This window comes from Halalkalibacillus halophilus DSM 18494 (assembly GCF_000423105.1).
Taxonomy (GTDB): Bacteria; Bacillota; Bacilli; order Bacillales; family Alkalibacillaceae; genus Halalkalibacillus; species Halalkalibacillus halophilus.
In genome coordinates this window covers 516,529-539,239 of the sequence record NZ_KE383978.1, presented here as the reverse complement: position 1 = coordinate 539,239, position 22,711 = coordinate 516,529, and the positions used below count along the sequence as shown (strand labels likewise).

Sequence of the window (22,711 nt, the reverse complement as noted above, 5' to 3'; positions counted from 1 at the left end):
TTGCTCTCTTTTAATTTAACTTTTATTTACTAATTCATACAATAACTTCGCAATTTTATGCTCTTCGTGTTTCAGTGTTCCATCTTCTTGTAAGCTTGCAATGTCTCCCTCGAGTACATCAACACCTAAAGCTTTAAGAATATGGTCATCACAGTGAACAGGTTCTGCACGCTCCTTTTTATACTCTTGCTTAATGGTACGTTCAATCCGTTCACTATGTACAACTACAGAGTCGACAAAAGATGATTCTACATGGTCATGTAATGCTCGGACATGATCAGATACAGCATAACCATTTGTTTCACCGTATTGAGTCATGATGTTACATATGTAGAGCTTTTTAGCTTTTGTATGACTTAATGCTTCTTTTATTTCCCGGGAAATTAAATTTGGTAAGATGCTAGTGTATAAACTTCCCGGAGCTACGACAATTAACTCAGCTCGTTTGATGGCCTCTACTGCTTCTGGCAAAGGCTGTACAATCGGTGGGTCATAATAAACACGTTTGATTTGTTTATTTACTAGAGGGATTTTTGATTCCCCTCGTACAATCGTTCCATCCTCAAATTCTGCTTTTAAATACATGTTTTCATTGGCAATAGGGTAGATTCTCCCTTTTACATTAAAAACTTTGGAGATTTCTTTAATTCCTTTATAAAAATCCCCAGTTACCGATGTCATTCCAGCTAATATCAAATTACCAAGCGCATGACCAGATAATCCATCACCATTTTCAAAGCGGTGCTCAAATAATTTCAATAAAGTTGGTTCTACATCAGACATAGATGCAATCACTTTTCGGATATCGCCTGGGGCTGGAATAGAATAGTCTTGTCGCAACCTGCCAGTACTTCCTCCATCATCAGAAACTGTTACAATTGCTGATAAATTTACAGGAAATTGTCTCAAACCACGTAGTAAGACAGGTAATCCTGTGCCGCCTCCAATGACAACTACTTTTGGTCCACGAACATTTGTCATACTTTTAGTTCCTTTCGCTTTTCAATATCTCGGTGATACGCATGTGTCGTATAATCTTTTTGAATAATATCTCTTAATTTTTCAGATAAAGCTACAGATCGGTGTTGGCCTCCTGTACAACCAATTGCAATGACTAATTGGCTTTTACCTTCTCGTTCATATTGAGGAAGCATGAAATCAAGTAAATCCGTTAACTTACGTAAAAATTTACGTGTCTCTTTCCATTTAAATACATAAGAAGAAACCTCTTGATTCATCCCAGTTAAATCTCGCATGGATTCCACATAATGAGGGTTAGGTAAAAAGCGCACATCAAAAACTAAGTCAGCATCAATTGGAAGTCCGTGTTTAAATCCAAATGAAACGATTTGAACGGAGAATATGTGTTGTTTCTTTTCTTTATATTGATAAATAATCTGCTCTCGTAATGCACGCGCTTGAAGTTCTGTCGTATCTATTATTGTTTGCGCACGACCTCTTAATTCATCAAGAATTTCGCGTTCCTGTTTGATTCCTTCAAGTGGCAATCCATTTGGTGCCAGTGGGTGAGATCTTCTACTCTCTTTATACCTTTTTACAAGTGCTTCTGTATCTGCATCTAAAAACAAAATACTTTCGCTAACATCTGAGTCACTCGTGAATTTATCTAACGTTTCATACAATGCATCAAAGAAGTCACGACCGCGTAAGTCCATGACGACTGCAATTCTTTTATTTTCTTCTTTGTTTTCCTTCATGAGTTCTAAGAATTTCGGTAGTAATGCAGGAGGTAAATTATCTACACAAAAGTAACCAAGGTCCTCAAAGCTTTGAACAGCAACTGTTTTACCAGCACCAGACATTCCAGTAATAATTACTAACTCCACATTTTGTTTCACGTAATCCCCACCCTATTCTTTTTGTACGTATATGTAATACTCTACTCTCATTATACATTCCTATTCTTGTTCTGACTAACAATAGACGTCTAAAAACAGAAAAACACAGGTAGAAGTTATCTACCTGTGCTAGCCTAAGCTATATATAGAATAAAGGGGGTCAATTATGTTTATATTGTACCCCAAAAGTATTGCATTCGTGTTACAGCTAAATTAAGAGAAAATTACGAATTTATTTCGCTGTTTCTAATTCTTCTAACAGGTTCTCAATATAGTGTTGTGCCGACTGTGCAGCTATACTTCCATCCCCTGTAGCTGTTACGATTTGACGCAATTCTTTTTCACGAATATCACCAGCAGCAAAGATTCCAGGAAGGTTTGTTGCCATGTTTTCATCCGTTGGTACATACCCTTCTTCATTCGTAATTCCTAGGTTTTTAAAGGAATCATTAAGAGGTAGCATACCAATATAAATAAACACGCCTTCAATCTCTTCTTCTCGTTCTTCACCTGTATCATTATTAAATAATACAGCACTACCAACTTTACCGTCTTTTTCTTTGATCTCTTTCAACTCTGTATTCCAGTAGAAGTTAATTTTCTCATTATCGAATGCACGTTGCTGAAGAATTTTTTGAGCACGTAACTCATCGCGACGGTGCACGACCGTAACTTTATTGGCAAAGCGTGTTAAAAACACACCTTCTTCAATCGCAGAGTCTCCTCCGCCAATCACGAATAATTCTTTCTCTTTGAAAAATGCACCATCACATACGGCACAATAAGATACACCGCGTCCGCCATATTCTTCTTCACCAGGTACCCCTATCTTTTTATACTGTGCACCTGTAGTAATAATTACCGCTCTAGCCTTGTATTCTTTGTTTCCAGCTATTACCGTTTTATATTCTTTTCCATCAATTATTTCTTTTATATCGCCATAAGCGTATTCCGCACCGAATTTTTGAGAGTGCTCAAACATTTTTGTCGATAGGTCCGGGCCTAAAATATGATCAAACCCTGGGAAGTTTTCTACGTCTTCTGTGTTTGCCATTTGGCCGCCTGGCATACCTCTTTCAAGCATTAGTGTATCTAAATCTGCACGAGAGGTATAAACAGCTGCAGTCATGCCAGCTGGTCCCGCACCAGCAATAATCACATCGTAAATTCGTTCTTCACTCATACCTATTCATCTCCTTTTAAAACCATATCATTTACTTATCTTAATGTTTAATCCTTTTATATCATATTAAAAGAAGATGCGCACGACAACTGTTCTGCTTATAAAATTAAAAATCATATTTTTGAATGATCATTTTTAATTTAGGATGACGTCTCATCCCCTCTTCCCATAAACGGCTTGCTTCCACTTCAATCCCTGTCTGTTTAAGAGCTACTCCATACCATACATAATAGCTTAAATAATCTGTAAGAGCGCTTTTCCTTAGTTGTTGAAATCTTATTAACGCTTCTTCATATGCTCCAATTTGTGCTAAAGTTACTGCAACTTTTAATCGTTTTTCTACAGATGTAGGATAGATATTCATTAGACTATTTTTCATATGATCAGGTGTTTCATCTGTTCGAGCTTGCTTATAAAATAATGCTAAGTTAAGTCTGCTATGTAGTGATAGTCGATCTTGTTCAAACCACTCTTCTTCAAGTGCTATAGCTTCTTCTTTGTTACCTGACTGGAAGAGAGCATAAGCATATTCATGTTTTGCCGGAAAGTATTCAGGAAACAGCGACATTAATTCATTCAATACTTCTAACGCCTCGTCCCACTCTTCTCGTTCCAAATGATAAAAAGCTGTTTCTTGATAAATCAAAAATTCATCTTCTTCATCAAATTCCAACTCATCTTCATCAAAATCATCTAACAAAACCTGATTGACCATCATCAATAAGTTTTGGGTTTCTTCCGCAAAGTCACCTTCTGGCTCTTGTTCTAAATAAAGATCAGAGTACTTTTTCGCTTCGTAAAACAACCCGAGATGTGCATAGTTATTTGCTAATAAATAATAACAATCCGCATATGTCTCATCTCCTATTTCCAAAACCTGTTGAAGAAGGTCATTTGCTTGATGGTATTGTTTAATCTCGGTATACAGAACGGATAACTGACACTTAAACAAGACATTAGCCGGTGCAAATTCTATTGCCTTATGGAACCATTGTTCTGCACGTTGGAATTTTTTCCGTTTAAACGCCTTCACACCATATGTAAAATAAAAATCCCCATCATGTCTGAAATCTGCAACATTATTCAACTGTGTTAGTTGGTTTGTTTGACTCATTGTTGTATGCATATGCGCCTCCTAAGTAAACGCTGGTCTTGATACAATATTATAACACAGTACGAGCAGTTTTCGAACATGCATGGGAATATTTTGTAATTTTGTTAGCCGAGATTAGATCCTTCTTTAGCCTCTTTGATTGTTTCTAGTAACTCTTGGCGAAAATGACTTACCTCCTCATTCGACCACTTGAAATATTTTTGCATGAATGTAAGAACATCTTCTATATTGTCCTCTACCCATGGGAGGTCGAAGAAGAGGGCGCCTGTTCTTCTAATAAAGAAGTCAACTGGACGATAAACCGATTCATATTCTAACGCATACATCAATTCACCATACAGTTCATTGGAAATTGACTCTTCTTCCCCTTTCTCTCGAATATAAGCAAGAATTTGTTTCGTATTTAACCCATAACGATTGATCCAACGTAGTAACTGTTTTTTGGAAACAGGAAGTTCTTCACTAATTTGAAGCATATCTTGAGTGAATTTTGCAAAACCAGAAGAACCTCCAACCTCTCCACCAGCTAAAGCCAAGTATTTCGTGTCAGACTTTACAACAGGATATCCTATAGTTTTTAATTCTTTCGCAACAAGGTCGACTACTTGTTGTGCCATTTTTCGGTACCCCGTTAACTTTCCACCAGCCATAGACATCAGCCCTGAATCGGAAATTAAAATCTCATCTTTACGTGAAATTTCTGAAGGATCCTTTCCTTCTTCATAAATAAGTGGTCTAACACCAGACCAAGTGGATTCTATATCTTCCTCTGTTATTTCTACTTTAGGGAACATAAAAGCAATAGCATCTATGATATACTGACGGTCTTCTTTCGTAATCGTCGGGCTTTTTAAATCATCAATGTAATGGGTATCCGTCGTTCCAACATACGTTTTTCCATCTCTTGGAATCGCGAAAATCATCCGTTTATCTGGAGAGTCAAAATAGACTGCCTGTCGTAGTGGAAATTTCTTACCATCAAATACGAGATGGACCCCTTTGGTATGGTAGAGTTCCTTTCCTTTTTTAGAACGATCCTTGTCCCTTAACTCATCGACCCACGGACCCGCAGCATTAATTACTGTTTGGCTATAGACATCATAACTTTCTCCAGTAATTTGATCTTCCGCTTTGACCCCCATCACCTTTCCATTATTATATAAAAATTGACTGACCTTCATATAGTTAAATGCGTCCGCCCCTTTTTCTACTGCTTTCTTTAACACTTCAATTGTTAATCTAGCATCATCTGTTTTATACTCCACGTAATAGCCGCTTCCTTTTAAGCCTTCTTCTTTAAGGAGTGGCTCCTGTTCGATAGTTTTTTCTTTGGAAAGCATGTAGCGACGTTCTTGCTTTTTGACACCTGCTAAAAAATCATAAACGCGCAGTCCGATACTTGTAGAGATTGGCCCAAAAGTCCCTGAATCATAAAATGGAAGCATCATCCATTCCGGCCTTGTAATATGAGGCCCATTTTCGTATACAATCGCTCGTTCTTTTCCAACTTCAGCAACCATTCTCACTTCAAAGTTTTTTAAATATCTTAATCCACCGTGAACAAGTTTTGTAGATCTACTTGACGTCCCAGCTGCGAAATCTTGCATATCTAACAGTAACGTTTGATAGCCCCGAGTAGCTGCATCAAGTGCTATTCCAGCTCCGGTAATCCCTCCACCAATAACGATTAAATCATAAGTTTGAGATAATTTATCTTTCTCTTGTTCTCTCTGTTTGTTTGAAAATGTTTGCATCATTAACCCCTTCTTCCTTTCCGTCACTACTTATGAGGTGAAAACTTGTGTCGCTTTTACCGCTTGTTTCCAACCTTTATATAATTTCTCGCGTTCGTTCCCTTCCATGTTAGGGTCAAACGAAGTTTCAACTTTCCATTGTTTGGCTATTTCTTCTTTACTATCCCAATAGCCTACAGCAAGTCCAGCTAGATAAGCTGCACCGAGTGCGGTCGTTTCATTAACTGTCGGTCTTTCCACTTCGACATCAAGCATGTCACTTTGAAACTGCATGAGGAAGTCGTTTTTTACAGCTCCCCCATCTACTCGCAATTTCTTCATTTCTAATTCAGCATCTTCGACCATCGCATGAACTACATCTTTTGTTTGGTAAGCAAGAGACTCCAACGTAGCCCGAACTATATGCTCTCTTCCAGATCCTCTTGTTAAACCGAAGATCGCTCCCCTTGCCTTACTATCCCAGTATGGAGTTCCTAGTCCAACAAATGCTGGAACAACATAGACACCATCTGTTGAGGACACTTGGTTCGCATACCATTCGCTATCTGGTGATTGATTAATCAATTTTAGACCATCTCGTAGCCATTGTATTGCCGATCCAGCTACGAATATACTTCCTTCGAGGGCGTAGTCCACTTTACCATCAACCCCCCAAGCAAGTGTAGTAAGTAATCCATGTTTAGAGCTAACCGCTTCATCTCCAGTATTCATCAACATAAAGCACCCTGTACCATATGTGTTTTTCGCCATGCCTTTATCAAAACAAGCTTGTCCGAATAGCGCAGCCTGTTGATCACCGCATGCACCTGCAATCGGTACCTTTTCCCCTTGAAAATGATAATCTACAGTATGGCCATAAACAGCCGAAGAATCCTTAACTTCCGGTAACATTTGTTTTGGAACATCAAGGATTTCAAGAAGCTCTTCATCCCATTTTAATTCGTGAATATTGTACATTAGTGTTCTTGAAGCATTTGAGTAATCGGTAACATGGACCTTTCCACCTGTCAGTTTATAAATAAGCCATGTATCAATAGTGCCAAAGAGTAATTCGCCATCTTCAGCTTGCTTCCTCGCACCTTCTACTGTATCTAAAATCCACTTCACTTTTGTGCCAGAGAAGTATGGATCAAGTAATAGGCCAGTTTTTTCTCTGAAAACAGGCTCATATTCCGCTTGCTTTAAATTATTACAAATATCTTCTGTTTGCCGTGATTGCCAAACGACAGCTTTATAAACAGGCCTGCCGGTGTGTTTATTCCAGACCACCGTTGTCTCGCGTTGATTTGTGATCCCGATCCCAGCGATTTGAGAAGCCTCTACATCAGCTCTTCTAAGAACATTTGTCATGCAAGATTGCATAGAAGTCCATATTTCATTCGCATCATGCTCTACCCAACCAGGCTTCTGGAAGTATTGCTCAAATTCTTGCTGTGCCGTTGCGACAATTTCCCCCTCTTTATTAAAAAGAATAGCGCGAGAACTCGTTGTTCCTTGATCTAAAGACATCATATATGTTTTTCCAGCCATCATCATTCCCCCATACGTATCCATTAAATTTGTACTCTTCTTACATGTTCTATACCCGTTTCTAACTTTAAACATGTGACTAATAATATGAAAAACCTACAAGTGCTTATCTTGTAGGTTTCTTAGCTGTCATTCATCTGATTTATGTTCGTGTATTCATTTCTTCTCTCGTATAGATGACTTGCATCGGGTTTCCGCCAACAAAAGCACCTGCTGGAACATCCGCATGTACAAGTGTTGCTGCTGAAACAATCGCTCCTTTGCCAATTGTTACACCAGGTAAAATTGTCGTATTTGCACCAATCATCACATCGTCTTCAATTATGACTTCACCAATTCGGTACTCATCTTTTAAGTATTCATGTGCAAGAATTGTTGTGTTGTACCCAATGATCGCATTATTACCAACAGTGATTTTTTCTGGAAACATCACATCCGGCATGACCATTAAGGCGAATGCCGCTTCTTTTCCAACATCCATCCGTAAAAATGTCATATAAATTCTATTCTTTATACCTAAAAAGGGCATATATCTCCCGATTTGAATAAAGATAAAGTTTTTCATCACCTTTAAAAACGGAACTGTTTTATAAATTTGCCACAGTGAGTTGGAATCCTTTACGTAATAGCGCTTCGTTTGGCGCATACGATCACTCCTCTACTAAATCAATCAAATCAGTAATATGTTTTAGTAGATAATCTGGTTGCAATGATTTCATAAAGTCGGCACCTTTTGCAGACCATTCTACACCTGCTGTTAATGTTCCTGCATTTTTACCAGCATCTATATCATGTGAATTATCCCCGATCATAATTGTCCCTTCTTTGGACACTCCAAGAGCTTCTAAGCCTTTCTCGATTGGTTCAGGATCTGGTTTGGCATGGGTCACATCATCTAGACCAATCACCACATCGAAGAACTGATTCAAATTCGTTAACTCCAAGCCTCTTATTGCTGTATTTCTCCGTTTCGTCGTGACAATGGCCATCGGGATTCCTTTTTGATGCAGATCTTGAATCGTTTCAAATACCCCGTCAAAAGCTTTGACAAAATGATCATGATTTTCTAAGTTGTGCTTTCTGTACGTTTGCATCATTTCATCCACTTGATCCGGGCGAATTTTTTCAAGGCTGTCTTGTAGCGGTGGACCGATAAACGTTTGAAGTTCTTCGTCTGTATAGTTTTTTTCTGTAAATTGCTCTAATGTGTGTCGGAAAGACTCGATGATTAATTGATTGGAATCGATCAATGTTCCGTCCAAATCAAATAAAATTGCTTTTATAGTCATGAATGCACATCCTTTTGTTCTACTTGTTTATTTTTCTCCACTTGTTTCCAAACATAAGCTACAAGCATCGTTAAGAGTATTGCTGTTACCAAGCGAATGGCGAGAAGTGGCCATACCGGAATGCCAAGCGGAATGAATATTAAAGTGTCTTCCACTACTGCGTGACAAGTAACTAGAAAGATTAAAACGAGATACATGTCTTTTTTCGACACACCATCTTCTTGCATAGCTTGAATCATTAGACCTGCCCCATATGCTAACCCGATCGTTAACCCAGCTACAAGTGTCATCGATGCATTCTTCTCTACACCAATAATCTTTGTCATTGGCGCTAATTTATCCGACAACCAGTCTAACCATTTTTGATCTCGCATCCACTGCATGACAATCATCAAAGGAATGACAATTGCAGCTAGCTGAACAATACTCATAAATGCCGTTTGAAAAGCAGTCAGTACAATTTCTGCCCATCCAGATGGATCAGTTTCATTAGAAATCAGCCCATATTGAGCTTGTTCACTTCCGCCTTGCCATACTAAATTAATCACAATCGCCGATATAGCTGCAAGTGACATACGTACTCCTGCAATAATCCAGAAGTTTACGCCAACTTTCGAAGCGACCGCTGATTCTATTATAATATTGTGTGAAAAAGAAAGCATTATTGCGAGAATAAACACTTCTTTTACTGTAAAATCAAAGCTGACTATTGCCCCAATACCTGCGTATAAATTAAGTAAGTTACCTAAAACAATTGGAACAGCTGCTTCCCCAGGTAGTCCAAACAAGCGCATTACCGGCTCTAACCAACCAATTACAATTGGAAAAAGTGGTGTGTACCGGAGCAACATCACAAGGACGGTAATTGGAAAAATAATTTTTCCTAACGCCCAAGTAACTGAAAGACCGCTTTGAAGTCCTTTTTTAAACGTTGCTCCCAATGGTCAAACTCCTTTATTTCTTTTTCTTATTTTTATTAGATGACTTTTTCTTATTATTTGGCTTCTTAAGCGATGTTCCATCATATAATTCTTCTGCTAATCCTTGCTTTTTACGATACCATATTAAGAAGATCGCACCAGCAATTAGCAATACCGAAATCAATTGAGCTACTCGTAAATCACCTACAATATAAAGGCTATCCGTTCGTAACCCTTCGATAAAGAATCGTCCAAAGGAATACCAAATGACATAACTTAAAAATAGAACTCCTCGCCTTGGATTCACTTTATAACGTAAGTACAATAAAACGGCGATTCCTATTAAATTCCATAGTGATTCATATAAGAAGGTCGGGTGGTGAAGCACACCATCCACACACATATTTTGCATAATCCAATTCGGTACAAATTGAAGAAAATTGTTATAAGCTGATTCTGAAATCGGTCCTCCATATGCTTCTTGGTTCATGAAGTTACCCCAGCGCCCAAGCATTTGACCAATAAGTAAACTCGGAGCAGCTATATCAGCAATTTTCCAGAAGGATACACCTTTGATCTTTCCATAAAAATAAGCAACAGTTACAGAAGCTATTAACGCCCCATGTATGGCCAGTCCACCTTCTCGAATGTCGATGATGTCAATTAACGAATCATACCTGTCCAATTCAAATAGAACATAATAGAGCCTCGCACCTACAATGGCTGCTGGAATTGCAAATACTAGTAAATCTATATAAAAATCCTTATGTAATCCTAGTCGTTTTCCCTCACGCGTAGCAACTACTAAGGCAATCAATGCGCCAAGCATAATTAAAAATCCATACCAATAAACCGGTAGTGGACCTAATTGAAGGAACACCCGATCATACGCTTCATACTCACAATACATACACTTTCCTCCTAATCGACATCATCTTGATTGACATCCATTACCTTATTTAATCGCTCTGAAAATTCCTCCGCTGTATTAATCCCCATTTTTTTCAATCGGAAATTCATTGCGGCAACCTCAATGATAACGGATAAGTTACGCCCTGGACGTACGGGAATGATAGCTTTCGGTAAGTTCACATCCATTATTTTCATCGTGTCCTCATCTAAACCTAAACGATCGTATTGTTTATCCGCCTCCCAAGTTTCTAAATGAGCAACTAAGGAAATCCGCTTAAAGTTTCTTACTGCTCCCGCTCCAAATAACGTCATGACATTGATGATTCCTAGCCCACGAATTTCAAGTAAATACTCAATTAAATTTGGAGGATTCCCAATTAACGTATCATAATCTTCTTGTTTAATTTCCACATTATCATCCGCTACAAGTCGGTGACCACGCTTTACAAGTTCAAGCGCCGTTTCACTTTTACCGATACCACTTGCGCCTGTAATCAGTACACCAATCCCATACACGTCCACTAACACACCATGAACGGCTGTGGTCGGTGCGAATTTTGATTCTAAGAAAGTAGTTAATCTACTGATGACGCGGGTTGTCTTGTACGGGGAGCGCATAACAGGTACGCCTGCTTCATTAGCAGCTTCGATTAAAGAAGGAGGTACTTCCATCCCTCTAGTAATCACAATACCAGGTGTTACATCTGTACATAAATTCGTCATCCGGTCCTTCACTTCTTCTTCTGTTAAATCATACAGAAATGAAAGTTCCGTGCGACCCATCAATTGTAGTCGCTCTTTTGGATAATGCGTAAAATAACCAGCCATCTCCATACCTGGTCGTGAGATATCACTCGTCACAATTTCATGATGAACTCCATCGACGCCGGCAACTAATTCCAAATCAAAACGCTTTATTAAATCTTGCGTACGGACTTTAACCATCCGCTCCCCTCCTATGTAAAACATTATATACAGCAACAACTATACCATAACTTTACCATAACCAACATCTGATACGAACTAGGAAAATCAATTCTATTTTACAACTTTATTAACATTTTATAAGTTGGTGGATTTGAAAATGAGGCTCGTTTGCCGGCATCCGACTATCTTTGCCGGCAAATTGGGTTGGATGCCGGCATGTAACTTTTCACACCTGATTAGGGAGTTCTTATGCCGGCATCCAACTGCCCCCCACCCGATTCCTACTTCCGTTCGCCGGCAACCGCGCCCTCCAGCTTCTCCTGAAACCACCTTCCATCAAATGAAAAAACGATCTCTGCACAGCAGAAATCGTTTCCTAATCTAATCTATTAGCTTACTACATTTTTAAATAAACTTTCTAGTAACGTATTTAGTATAGTTATAATAATCGCAGCTAAAATTGCCCAGCCGAAGCCGTCAATTACGAAGGAGCTTCCCATCATCCAAGCTGTTAGTAATAACGTAATCGCATTGACTACGAATAAAAATAACCCGAGCGTAATCATCGTAATCGGCAAGGTGAGTACTACTAATATCGGTCGAACAATGACATTTAATATTGATAAAATTAAACCTGCTAATAATGCCATCGCAAAGCCATCAATTTCAATGGCATTTAATAATACCGCTACCGCATAAAGAGCGATCGCATTAACTACTATCGATACAATCCAATTCTTAAGCATAATCTTTCTCCTTTACTTTATTAAATAGTATAAATTCGAATACTTCCTGTTTTTGTTGATAAATCAACATCAAAAGTTTCTTTCCCCTCTTCTTTGTAGTGGAATTGAACCAACTTTTTCATAAACTGATCATCCAGTTGAGTGACCGTTGCAAAGGGTAGGTCGACCTTCACATTACTTACGGTCGTATTCGCTGTTCCATTGATCGGTGTTTGGTTAGGAACATACAGTTGGATCGACCCAGTTGTTGCATGTAAGTCGGCATGTCTTGCATCCGCATTTCTAATATATGTGCGAATACTTCCTGTTGTCACATTCATGTTCAACTGCTCTACACTTCCATCAAAGAAAATAGACCCTGTAGAAGTATCTACCTTACTTTTCCCGATTACAGCATCCTCCAAACGAACCGACCCGTGTTTCGTATCCACATAAAGTGCGTCACCTTCATAACCAGAAATTGTAACACTTCCATTTACAGTCGCAACGCGTGCCTGGTTCATGTGTAGATCGTTCGTCTGAATGGATCCGTTAATTGTTTTAATATATGCATTCTCATATACTTTCTTTGGTAAATAAATCGTTAATTGTACGGAAACCTGCTTTCTGTCCTGCTCGATTTGAAGCGTGTTTTCATTCACACTGACGCGTACAGATTCATCAAAAACCTCTTCTGCTCGTTGCTGATCCGATTCTTTATAGACTTTCCCTTTGCATTGAACCTTAATCTCTTGTTCTGTTGTCGGAAGAAATGTAATCATACTGTTCGCGACGTCTATATTCAAATTTTCCACATTCCTACCGTCATAGGTAAAAGTTCGTTTCACGTGCATATGTGAAAAATTAAATTCAAATGGACCTTCCTTTACACGTTGAAAAGTATCATCAATAAAATGAAAGACACCTTCTGTGAAATTCTTTAGCTCCTTTGTAAAACTTGTCGAACTATCTTGTGAATCTTGTTCTGTTTCATAGTTCTTATTCGTTGATTCTGTTGATGAATCACTTTTCGTATGTTGTTGATCTAAAGCGTGTAGTAATTTATCTGCTTCCTCAGCAGTAATATGACCTTCTTCTAGCAAGCTTAATATTTTCATTCTTTCTTCACTCATCGCTTGATCCCTCCAGTTAATTAAACTCTCTAACACTAATTCCTATTATATTCTATTTTCAAACCTCTGTATTCCATCACCCGTCGGATAAATAAAAATAATCCCTCCGACTCAAGGCGGAGGGATCCTATAAAATATTTATTAGTAATGTACTCGGTCTACATCAATTCGATAGAAGCTTTCATATTGAAGGCGTTGCAAGGCACTATCATATTCTCCAACGAAATCAGAGCTCTCACGCATTTTACTGAGCATTCCTTCTGCTTGAGATCGGTGAGCTTTAATCGCTTCTAATTTCTTTTCAAAAACTTCTTCCGTATCAATAATCACATCTGGTTCTCCGAGTGTCTCTTGGCGATCATTCGTAATAGCTGTCGCCCATAATTCTGGTCGAATATCTGAATCTATCATTTTAACAGCTTCAAATGCGGCAGCTCCCATTGCGTTATGGTCTGGGTGGACCGCAAATGGAGGATAAAATGTTATAACTAGCGTTGCACCAAGATCTTCTATATAATCTTTCAATCTTTCTGCTACTAATTTACGTGATTCAAACTCTATTGTTTTATCACGATAACCTAACATTTCCACGTTCATATCCAAAACAGCACAAGCATCTAATAATTCCTGCTTTCTGATCTCTGGTAAGGATTCACGAGTAGCAAAAAACGGGCTACCCATATTTCTTCCCATTTCTCCTAACGTCCCGCATAAATAAGTCACAGGAACTCCAGCTTCCCGAAAACGAACGGTCGTCCCAGAAGCCCCAAAACTTTCATCATCTGGGTGTGGGTATATGATAACTACATGCTTATGATCTTTAAAATCCATCTTTTATTCCCCCTACATATCAAAAGGTTTTTCGCTAATTTCTAAGGCTACCATTAATCTACCCTCTGGATCGTGGCCAGCTAAAAGAAGTTGCCCTTCTTCTGTAATCTCATAATCGGTTAAGCCTTCAGCATAGATCCACCCACTAGTTTTCAAACCTACACGATATGCTTCATCGGTGGTTACAATTTTTCCACGTTCATATTTGATTTGTGCGTTTCTAATATATGCCCCCACATTATGAGCATTTTTATCAAAATGTTTCGCATACGCACCGTTTGTCGTTTCTAAATGAATGTAAACAAACTTGTCAGCATAGCGGTCAATATATTCTTGGACAATCCCTGGTTCAATTGTTTTCATCCTTTGCCTCCTCACCTATGAAGTAGTTTTCACAGTCATCGCTTCCATTCGCATTCGATCTCGTTCTAGTACAGGTTGTAAATATTGACCGGTGTAAGAACCACTCGTTTCTGCCACACGTTCGGGTGTACCAGTAGCAATAATTTCTCCGCCACCTTCTCCACCCTCAGGTCCTAAATCAATTAAATAATCTGCCGTTTTAATCACGTCCAAATTATGCTCGATAATTAATACCGTATCGCCATTTTCAACCAAACGTTGTAAGACTTTTAACAACCTCGCAATGTCATCTACATGAAGACCTGTAGTAGGTTCATCTAAAATATATAGTGATTTACCATTGGATCTTCTGTGCAGCTCACTTGCTAACTTTACTCTTTGTGCTTCGCCACCCGATAAAGTAGTAGCCGGTTGACCTAACCGGATATAGCCTAGACCAACATCTTGCATCGTTTGTAATTTACGGCTGATTTTCGGATGGTTTTCAAAGAAATCAAGGGCATCTTCAATTCGAAGTTCCAGAACCTCAGCAATATTTTTACCTTTATACTTCACTTCTAGCGTCTCTCGATTATACCGTTTTCCATGACAAACTTCACATGGTACGTATACATCTGGTAAAAAGTGCATCTCGATCTTAATAATTCCGTCCCCTCTACAAGCTTCACAACGGCCGCCCTTCACATTAAAACTAAAGCGTCCCTTTTTATAACCACGCATTTTTGCTTCACTTGTCTGGGCAAATACATCTCGAATATCATCAAATACACTTGTATAAGTCGCTGGATTCGACCGGGGGGTTCTACCAATAGGAGATTGGTCAATCTCAATAACTTTATCTAAGTGGTTGATCCCTTCAATTGACTTGTGCTTTCCAGGTTTCGTTTTCCCTCTGTGTAATTTCTGAGATAAGGACTTATATAAAATTTCATTGATTAATGTACTTTTTCCAGAACCTGAAACTCCTGTTACGACAGACATTAATCCAAGCGGAATCGAAACTTCTACATCTTTAAGATTATGCTCTTCTGCTTGTTTAATCTTCAGTTGACGCTTTTTATCCACTTTACGCCTTTTAGTAGGAAGTGGGATAAATTTATCCCCTTTAAGATACTGTCCTGTTAAAGATTTCTGCTCTTGCATTACCTCTTCAGGTGTACCACTAGCAACAATTTCTCCACCTTGGGCACCTGCTCCTGGACCGATGTCAACTAACCAATCAGCAGCAAGCATGGTGTCCTCATCATGCTCCACTACTATTAATGTATTATCTAAGTCCCTCATTCGTTTCAACGTCTGAATTAAACGGTCATTATCCCGCTGGTGTAATCCGATCGAAGGCTCATCTAGCACATATAAAACACCCGTCAAAGCAGAGCCAATTTGAGTTGCTAAACGTATACGTTGCGCCTCTCCACCTGATAAAGTACCTGCTGCACGAGATAATGTTAAATAATCCAAGCCGACATTCACAAGAAAAGTAAGTCGATCATCGATTTCTTTAATAATCATCTTGGCAATTTTCGCTTCTTTTTCATTTAAAGTTACTTCTTTAATCCAATCACGTGCATATGAAACAGAAAGCTCCGTTACTTTTCCAATATGCACATCATTTACTTTCACTGCAAGTGCTTCTTCCGTTAAACGATACCCTTCACAATCCACACACTGGGAATGTGCCATATACTTTTCCATTTGCTCTCGAATAAAGCTTGACGCAGTTTCATGATAGCGACGAGAAATATTATTTAATACACCTTCAAAGTAAATATAATTCTCTCGCTTCTTCTGTTCACGCTCATTCACATATTTAAATAAAATCTTTTCTTTGCCACTACCATGCAAAATTTTCTTCATTTTATCTTTTGGTATATCTTTTACAGGTTGGTCCATATCAATATCGTAATGTTTACATACACTTTGTAATAACTGTGGGTAATATTGAGATGAAATCGGTTGCCAAGGGACAATCGCATGTTCATTCAAAGAAAGATCCCAATCAGGAATAACTAGATCTTCATCGACTTTTAACTTTGAACCAAGTCCATCACAAGTTTTACACGCTCCAAATGGACTGTTAAAGGAAAACAAACGAGGCTCTAGTTCAGAGATCGTAAATCCACACTTCGGACAAGCGTGATTTTCGTTAAACAACATCTCTTCGCCATCAATGACATCAACCATCACTTGGCCACCACTTAATTTCAAGGCAGTTTCTAGAGAGTCGCTTAAACGCCCCTCTACTCCCTCTTTTACTACAATCCGGTCCACCACTACTTCAATGGAGTGTTTTTTATTTTTATGAAGTTCAATATCTTCAGAGATCTCACGCATTTCGCCATTCACACGCAGACGAACATAACCTTCTTTTTTCAAGTCTTCTAAAACTTTCAGGTGTTCTCCTTTACGGCCCGAAACGACGGGTGCTAGAACTTGAAGCTTGGTACGTTCTTCTAAGTCCAAAATTAAATCCACCATCTGTTCCACCGTTTGAGAAGCAATCTCCTCACCATGAATTGGACAAATGGGACGACCAACACGAGCAAATAACAGTCTTAAATAATCATAAATCTCCGTCACGGTTCCTACTGTTGATCGAGGGTTTTTACTTGTTGTTTTTTGATCGATTGAAATGGCAGGTGATAAACCTTCAATTGCATCGACATCTGGTTTATCCATTTGACCTAAAAATTGCCTTGCATATGCAGACAAGGATTCCACATAACGTCTTTGCCCTTCTGCATAGATCGTATCAAACGCTAAAGAAGATTTACCGGAACCAGATAATCCAGTCATTACTACTAATTTATTTTTAGGAATCGAAACATCGATATCCTTTAAATTATGCGCACGTGCGCCTTGTATTGTAATTGATTTCATGAACTACCTTCACCTTTCTGCCTTTAGCTCAAGCATTGCATCTCTTAATTCCATTGCTTTCTCGAAATCAAGATCTTTTGCAGCTTGCTTCATTTCAGTTTCTAATTGATCAATTAATTCTGCTTTTTGTTCACGAGTCAACTTCTCGTATCGTTTCTTCGGATCTTGCTCGTCATCCTCACTATCATACGTCGCTCGAATAACATCTCGAATTTCTTTCTTGATTGTTGTAGGGGTTATACCATGCTTTTCATTGTAAGCCATTTGCTTCTCTCGGCGACGATACGTTTCATCAATAGCTACTTCCATTGAATTCGTAATCTTATCTGCATACATAATGACGCGGCCCTTTTCATTACGAGCAGCTCGTCCAGTTGTTTGAATCAATGAACGTTCCGAACGTAGGAAACCTTCTTTATCCGCATCTAAAATCGCAACTAAGGAAACCTCTGGAAGATCTAAACCTTCACGCAATAAGTTAATACCGACTAAAACATCATACTTCCCTAAACGTAAGTCGCGAATAATCTCAATTCTCTCTAAAGTTTTAATTTCCGAGTGTAAATAGGCGACTTTAATGCCCATCTCTTGTAAATAATTCGTTAAATCCTCTGACATCTTAATTGTAAGTGTCGTTACTAATACACGTTCATCCAAATCAATACGCTTATTGATCTCGCCAATTAAATCATCAATCTGCCCTTTGATTGGGCGAACTTCGATTTCCGGATCCAACAAACCAGTCGGACGAATGATTTGTTCTGTCATTTTCGGTGTGTGTTCTAGCTCATAAGGACCTGGAGTGGCCGAAACAAACAAAATATTATCGATATGCTTTTCAAACTCATCGAATTTTAATGGACGGTTGTCTAGCGCTGATGGCAAACGAAATCCATGGTCAACTAATGTTTGTTTACGAGCTTGGTCTCCATTATACATACCACGAATTTGAGGTAATGTAACATGAGACTCATCGATGACAATCAAGGAATCGTCAGGAAAATAGTCTAATAACGTATAAGGTGTCGATCCAGGTTCACGCAAAGTTAAGTGTCTGGAGTAATTTTCAATACCTGAACAAAAGCCCATCTCATTCATCATTTCCAAGTCATAATTTGTACGTTGTTCTAAACGTTGTGCCTCTAGCAATTTATCTTCAGAGCGAAACTTCTCAAGCTGCTCTTGAAGTTCTTTTTCGATATTTTTTATTGCTTTTTTCATCTTTTGCTCACGTGTTACGAAGTGAGATGCAGGGAAAATTGCTACGTGTTCACGATCACCCAAGATTTCTCCAGTCAATGCATCCACTTCACGGATCCGATCAATTTCATCACCAAAAAACTCGATGCGTAAACAATGACCTTCACGTGAAGCAGGGATAATTTCAACAGAATCCCCACGAACACGGAAAGTACCACGCTGAAAATCAATATCGTTTCTCGCATACTGGATATCAACCAAATTACGCAATAGCTGATCACGATCTTTTTCCATTCCTGTACGAAGAGATAAGACCAACTCCCCGTACTCTTCAGGCGAACCTAAACCATAAATACAAGACACACTTGCTACGATTAATACATCATCCCGCTCAAATAAAGAAGAAGTCGCGGAGTGTCGTAATTTATCAATCTCATCATTAATACTGGCATCCTTTTCAATAAATGTATCAGAAGAAGGAACGTAGGCCTCTGGTTGATAATAATCATAGTAACTAACGAAGTACTCTACTGCATTGTTTGGAAAAAACTCTTTAAACTCACTATAAAGTTGTCCTGCGAGCGTTTTATTATGAGCTATGATCAATGTAGGGCGGTTAATTTCCTCTACTACATTAGATACAGTAAACGTTTTACCTGTACCCGTTGCCCCAAGTAACGTTTGATGTGTTTGATTATTCTTTATCCCATTCACCAGCTCTTTAATTGCTTTTGGCTGGTCTCCTTGTGGTTCATACTCTGAATGTAATTGAAATTTATGTCCTTGATCCAATTCATCATCCCCAAATATATATTCTAAATTTATTTTAACATAAAAACACGAACAAATATTCTATTCTGTGTTTTTTTACTATAAAATTTTAAAAAACACCTACTTATAAAGAATATTTTCTATTTAAGCAGAATGCAAAGGATAAGGGCCAGCTTTTCCTGTCAAACTAGTCCAACTTCTAAAAAAGAGTCAAACCAATTTTCAAGCACATGACTTATAAAAAAATTGAAAGAAGCATCCGCTTCTCCCAATTTATTGTTCACTTATATTTTGTTTTTCAGACTGCAACGTAAACCGAGGAGTTTCTTTCACGAAAATAATCCCCAACTCATGATGTTCATTTTCATATAATGCCCGCTGTACAAACCGGATTTCTCCACTTAAATCTCGAATCGACAACTTACAGTATGTTCGGTTTTCCGTCATCACATCATAAAATTCGTGTTCATTACTTACCGGAATCCCATGGACTTTCTCCACTTGTTCACCGACAATTAACCCCATGTCATCTGCTGGTGAGCCTGGCGTGACACCGACAATAATAATTCCTTTTGCTTGCGGAGCAAAAATCGGTCTTTTCTCTTTGTCGGCGGAACGTGTAAGAAAGTACACCACGAAACGTCCAATAACAACGAACCCGATGAAACCAATAACTAAAACAGGTTCAAAATATAACCCGACCCCTAATCCAGCTGTTAAAACAAAGAAAACAAGCAAGGAATGACCAAGCTTTTTCGTACCCAGGTCTGCATAAATTCCTTTGAAATACTGCGAAAAGCCGATCAGATATGGAAACAAGATAAAGCTAAAACTGCTTCCTTCAGGAGAAAAGATTGGCCACCAGGCAAAATAAGCCTCTAACGTTGCCGCACCACCTGAAATAGGAATAAAGATAGGAATAAACATTAAACGCTTCGCATAATGCAGGCCAATGAATTTCCCACGGTCCCCTTTATGCAAAGCAGGAAAGGTTTGATTACGTTTAGTTGTATATACTAAAGTAATTTCAGCTACCAATAATCCTACTAATAGGTAACTAGCAGCTAACAAAGAAACCTCTAGCAGAGAATCTGTAATTGCTTGATTGATGACAACCCAATTAAACCAGTCTGTCATCCATATAATTGCAATGGTTAAACCTAAGCTATAGGCAGGGGATAGTAATGACAAACGGTTGAAAAATGCCAGTATAATCGTTACAAGTGACCATAGCAATAAAAACTCAAGCGTGAACATTACCCCAACTATAATTAAACCTATGGATAGAAGGAGTCCGAACAACATACCCCATTTCCATGTCCCGTGCCATTCAGCATGGTATGGATAGACACGATGTCCAAATTCTCTCCGATCTGCTTTCACCCGCTTATAACTCGTCCAAAACGACAAGGCGACTGCTAAATAAAGTAGTGGTTGCGTAAACATCCATAAAACACCAAATCCTAATTCAATTAGCCAATCGATCCACATACTTTTAACCTCCGATATTATCTAGGTAAGAAATTATTTTCTGAATAGTCTACTGCGATTTCTGCATATTCTGTCAAAAGGAGTGGAAAAAATAGATGACCCTCCTTCGAGTCATCTATTTAATCATTGTTTATTCAAATAGAGCATCCAATGCAGCTTGAAGTTGTTCGTCATTTTCTGGGTCTTGGATAAATTCCAAGATTAATTCTTCTAGACGATTTTCTGTTTCCTCGTTCACTGTTCCTGTAACATCTAAGCCTTCATCTTGTTGAAAGCTTTCAACTGCCGCTTCCGTCGTTTCATCGAAATAGCCATCTGAACGATTTGTATCATATCCTAAGCCATCTAACATCAACTGTAGCTTCTCTACTTCGCTATTATTCATATCGAAGGCAAGTTCTTCATCCGATTGAATTAACGTTAAATAATAATATTCTGGTTGTCGTACTTCAATTGTTGGATCAACACCGACCTCATCAATTTGATTACCTTCTGGAGACAACCAATTTAGTATAGTCACTTTCAACATTCCATCACCTAATGGCAAAGTTTGTTGAACTGTTCCTTTTCCAAATGTTGTTTGACCAACAATATCATAGCCACGAACCTCTTTTAATGCAGCAGCTAAGATCTCTGATGCACTCGCGCTACCTTCATTTATTAGTACGGAAACTGGATAGTCTTTTGGTCCGTCCCCATCAACATAATATGGCTCTGGTTCAATGTCATGGCGAGCTGTTTGCACATAAGGCTCATCTCCATCCATAAAGTTTGATAAAATCTCCTCTACAGATGTGAATAACCCACCTGGATTACCTCTAACATCAATGACTAAGCCTTCAATGTTCTCTTCTTCCTCTAAACGTGTTAGTTCCTCTTCAAATTCTTGAGAAGTCCCTTCACCAAAGGAGCGAATTTCCATCACACCAACAGGGCGATCTCCTTGCATTTCCACTTCCGCATATACGGTTGTTAGAGGAATTGTATCACGAGTAATAACTACTTCAAACGGATCCTCTTCACCTGGTCGATCGATTAATAAAGTCACATCGGTACCCTTTTCCCCGCGAATTAGAGCAACAGCTTCATTGACGGTATACCCATCCAATGATTCGCCATCTACTTCTAATATTCGGTCATTCGGTCGAACACCCGAATCCTCTGCAGGTGAGTCTTTTAGTGGTGCAATAATTGTTACATGACCATCTCTTTGCGTGACTTCTGCACCAATACCTTCAAAAGAAGATTCTAACTGAGAATTGAATTGCTCTGTTGTTTCCGGGTCCATGTATTCACTGAATGGATCATCTAATGAGCTGACCATTCCTTCGATGGCACCTTCTAGTAATTCATCCTCCGAAACTTCAGAAATATAATTTTCTTCAATCAGCTGTAACGCGCGTTCAATACGTTCGTACTGCGCTGATTGGTCTTGGTCATCATTGGAGTCAGAGTCATTTGATTCTTCCTCTGTTTCCGATGATTCTTCGTCTTCTTCCTCAACTTCTTCTTCCTGTTGTTCCTCTTCAACTTGTTCATTTTGGACTTCGTCTTCAGAAGCCCAACTCATCACTGCAGCAGTTAGAACACCGCCAACAATAAATGCAGCTACCACCAATGCTATAAAAATATTTTTATTTAAATTCATTCCACTTCACCTCAGCAAACCTTCTTTATTTGTGTTCGCTTCCTCCTGTTTAACTTATGTAAACAAAGTCTCTCCCAAACCTTTATTCACTATGTTTTTAATTCTATTCCGATTATTGTGAAAGAGCATTACACATGGATGTGTAATGCTCTAATCGTACTATATTCTATACCTATCGTAA

At 38.6% G+C, this 22,711-nt stretch carries 19 protein-coding genes; all 19 read right to left on the bottom strand.

Annotation, left to right across the window (positions count from 1 at the left end; translation table 11 throughout):
- Positions 1-15 precede the first annotated feature (15 nt).
- Entirely contained in the window at positions 16-981 is a 966-nt protein-coding gene (locus G532_RS0114315; RefSeq protein WP_027965415.1) for a gluconeogenesis factor YvcK family protein, read from the bottom strand.
- Positions 978-1,859 (bottom strand): RNase adapter RapZ, encoded by an 882-nt coding sequence (gene rapZ, locus G532_RS0114310; RefSeq protein ID WP_027965414.1) that lies wholly within the window; start codon positions 1,857-1,859, stop codon positions 978-980. Before rapZ ends, G532_RS0114315 begins: the two co-directional genes overlap by 4 nt.
- Before the next feature lie 232 nt (positions 1,860-2,091).
- Positions 2,092-3,042: a thioredoxin-disulfide reductase gene (gene trxB, locus G532_RS0114305; protein WP_027965413.1), complete on the bottom strand. Its 951-nt coding sequence runs from the start codon at positions 3,040-3,042 to the stop codon at positions 2,092-2,094.
- A 106-nt stretch (positions 3,043-3,148) separates the two neighbouring features.
- Positions 3,149-4,168, bottom strand: a complete 1,020-nt coding sequence (locus G532_RS0114300) for a tetratricopeptide repeat protein (protein WP_027965412.1) — start codon at positions 4,166-4,168, stop codon at positions 3,149-3,151.
- Between the two features lie 92 nt (positions 4,169-4,260).
- Positions 4,261-5,910 (bottom strand): glycerol-3-phosphate dehydrogenase/oxidase, encoded by a 1,650-nt coding sequence (locus G532_RS0114295; protein ID WP_027965411.1) that lies wholly within the window; start codon positions 5,908-5,910, stop codon positions 4,261-4,263.
- 30 nt (positions 5,911-5,940) lie between these two features.
- Complete coding sequence (gene glpK / locus G532_RS0114290; protein WP_035513081.1) at positions 5,941-7,440, bottom strand: glycerol kinase GlpK; 1,500 nt, start codon at positions 7,438-7,440, stop codon at positions 5,941-5,943.
- Between the two features lie 142 nt (positions 7,441-7,582).
- Entirely contained in the window at positions 7,583-8,086 is a 504-nt protein-coding gene (locus tag G532_RS0114285) for an acyltransferase (RefSeq protein ID WP_027965409.1), read from the bottom strand.
- Positions 8,087-8,090: 4 nt separating this feature from the next.
- The gene (gene ppaX, locus G532_RS0114280; protein WP_027965408.1) at positions 8,091-8,729 is read right to left on the bottom strand and encodes a pyrophosphatase PpaX; all 639 of its coding nucleotides are present in this window, start codon (positions 8,727-8,729) and stop codon (positions 8,091-8,093) included.
- Positions 8,726-9,670, bottom strand: a complete 945-nt coding sequence (locus G532_RS0114275) for a nucleoside recognition domain-containing protein (protein ID WP_027965407.1) — start codon at positions 9,668-9,670, stop codon at positions 8,726-8,728. Before G532_RS0114275 ends, ppaX begins: the two co-directional genes overlap by 4 nt.
- Before the next feature lie 13 nt (positions 9,671-9,683).
- The gene (gene lgt, locus G532_RS0114270) at positions 9,684-10,559 is read right to left on the bottom strand and encodes a prolipoprotein diacylglyceryl transferase (protein WP_027965406.1); all 876 of its coding nucleotides are present in this window, start codon (positions 10,557-10,559) and stop codon (positions 9,684-9,686) included.
- Positions 10,560-10,570: 11 nt separating this feature from the next.
- A complete protein-coding gene (hprK, locus tag G532_RS0114265; protein ID WP_027965405.1) occupies positions 10,571-11,506 on the bottom strand; it encodes an HPr(Ser) kinase/phosphatase in 936 nt (311 codons plus the stop codon).
- 371 nt (positions 11,507-11,877) lie between these two features.
- Positions 11,878-12,234 carry a phage holin family protein gene (locus G532_RS0114260; RefSeq protein ID WP_027965404.1) on the bottom strand — a complete coding sequence of 119 codons (357 nt, stop codon included), beginning with the start codon at positions 12,232-12,234 and terminating at the stop codon, positions 11,878-11,880.
- Positions 12,235-12,254: 20 nt separating this feature from the next.
- On the bottom strand, positions 12,255-13,346 hold the full coding sequence (locus tag G532_RS0114255; protein WP_027965403.1) for a DUF4097 family beta strand repeat-containing protein: 1,092 nt from the start codon (positions 13,344-13,346) through the stop codon (positions 12,255-12,257).
- A gap of 141 nt (positions 13,347-13,487) precedes the next feature.
- Positions 13,488-14,177, bottom strand: a complete 690-nt coding sequence (bshB2, locus tag G532_RS0114250; protein ID WP_027965402.1) for a bacillithiol biosynthesis deacetylase BshB2 — start codon at positions 14,175-14,177, stop codon at positions 13,488-13,490.
- A gap of 12 nt (positions 14,178-14,189) precedes the next feature.
- Positions 14,190-14,540 (bottom strand): YojF family protein, encoded by a 351-nt coding sequence (locus tag G532_RS0114245; RefSeq protein WP_027965401.1) that lies wholly within the window; start codon positions 14,538-14,540, stop codon positions 14,190-14,192.
- A 15-nt stretch (positions 14,541-14,555) separates the two neighbouring features.
- On the bottom strand, positions 14,556-17,420 hold the full coding sequence (gene uvrA / locus G532_RS0114240) for an excinuclease ABC subunit UvrA (protein WP_027965400.1): 2,865 nt from the start codon (positions 17,418-17,420) through the stop codon (positions 14,556-14,558).
- 9 nt (positions 17,421-17,429) lie between these two features.
- Complete coding sequence (uvrB, locus tag G532_RS0114235; RefSeq protein WP_027965399.1) at positions 17,430-19,412, bottom strand: excinuclease ABC subunit UvrB; 1,983 nt, start codon at positions 19,410-19,412, stop codon at positions 17,430-17,432.
- A 252-nt stretch (positions 19,413-19,664) separates the two neighbouring features.
- Positions 19,665-20,882: a PDZ domain-containing protein gene (locus G532_RS0114230; protein WP_027965398.1), complete on the bottom strand. Its 1,218-nt coding sequence runs from the start codon at positions 20,880-20,882 to the stop codon at positions 19,665-19,667.
- A gap of 130 nt (positions 20,883-21,012) precedes the next feature.
- Positions 21,013-22,530: a S41 family peptidase gene (locus tag G532_RS0114225; protein ID WP_027965397.1), complete on the bottom strand. Its 1,518-nt coding sequence runs from the start codon at positions 22,528-22,530 to the stop codon at positions 21,013-21,015.
- Positions 22,531-22,711 lie beyond the last annotated feature (181 nt).

What these genes read in the sequence shown, in the direction of transcription:
- G532_RS0114230 (WP_027965398.1), bottom strand. Translation starts at nt 20,882, where the DNA reads ATGTGGATCGATTGGCTAATTGAATTAGGATTTGGTGTTTTATGGATG.
- G532_RS0114300 (WP_027965412.1), bottom strand. Translation starts at nt 4,168, where the DNA reads ATGCATACAACAATGAGTCAAACAAACCAACTAACACAGTTGAATAAT.
- hprK (WP_027965405.1), bottom strand. Translation starts at nt 11,506, where the DNA reads ATGGTTAAAGTCCGTACGCAAGATTTAATAAAGCGTTTTGATTTGGAA.
- glpK (WP_035513081.1), bottom strand. Translation starts at nt 7,440, where the DNA reads ATGGCTGGAAAAACATATATGATGTCTTTAGATCAAGGAACAACGAGT.
- trxB (WP_027965413.1), bottom strand. Translation starts at nt 3,042, where the DNA reads ATGAGTGAAGAACGAATTTACGATGTGATTATTGCTGGTGCGGGACCA.
- G532_RS0114285 (WP_027965409.1), bottom strand. Translation starts at nt 8,086, where the DNA reads ATGCGCCAAACGAAGCGCTATTACGTAAAGGATTCCAACTCACTGTGG.
- G532_RS0114260 (WP_027965404.1), bottom strand. Translation starts at nt 12,234, where the DNA reads ATGCTTAAGAATTGGATTGTATCGATAGTAGTTAATGCGATCGCTCTT.
- uvrA (WP_027965400.1), bottom strand. Translation starts at nt 17,420, where the DNA reads ATGAAATCAATTACAATACAAGGCGCACGTGCGCATAATTTAAAGGAT.
- ppaX (WP_027965408.1), bottom strand. Translation starts at nt 8,729, where the DNA reads ATGACTATAAAAGCAATTTTATTTGATTTGGACGGAACATTGATCGAT.
- lgt (WP_027965406.1), bottom strand. Translation starts at nt 10,559, where the DNA reads ATGTATTGTGAGTATGAAGCGTATGATCGGGTGTTCCTTCAATTAGGT.
- G532_RS0114225 (WP_027965397.1), bottom strand. Translation starts at nt 22,530, where the DNA reads ATGAATTTAAATAAAAATATTTTTATAGCATTGGTGGTAGCTGCATTT.
- G532_RS0114295 (WP_027965411.1), bottom strand. Translation starts at nt 5,910, where the DNA reads ATGCAAACATTTTCAAACAAACAGAGAGAACAAGAGAAAGATAAATTA.
- G532_RS0114315 (WP_027965415.1), bottom strand. Translation starts at nt 981, where the DNA reads ATGACAAATGTTCGTGGACCAAAAGTAGTTGTCATTGGAGGCGGCACA.
- bshB2 (WP_027965402.1), bottom strand. Translation starts at nt 14,177, where the DNA reads ATGGATTTTAAAGATCATAAGCATGTAGTTATCATATACCCACACCCA.
- G532_RS0114255 (WP_027965403.1), bottom strand. Translation starts at nt 13,346, where the DNA reads ATGAGTGAAGAAAGAATGAAAATATTAAGCTTGCTAGAAGAAGGTCAT.
- G532_RS0114245 (WP_027965401.1), bottom strand. Translation starts at nt 14,540, where the DNA reads ATGAAAACAATTGAACCAGGGATTGTCCAAGAATATATTGACCGCTAT.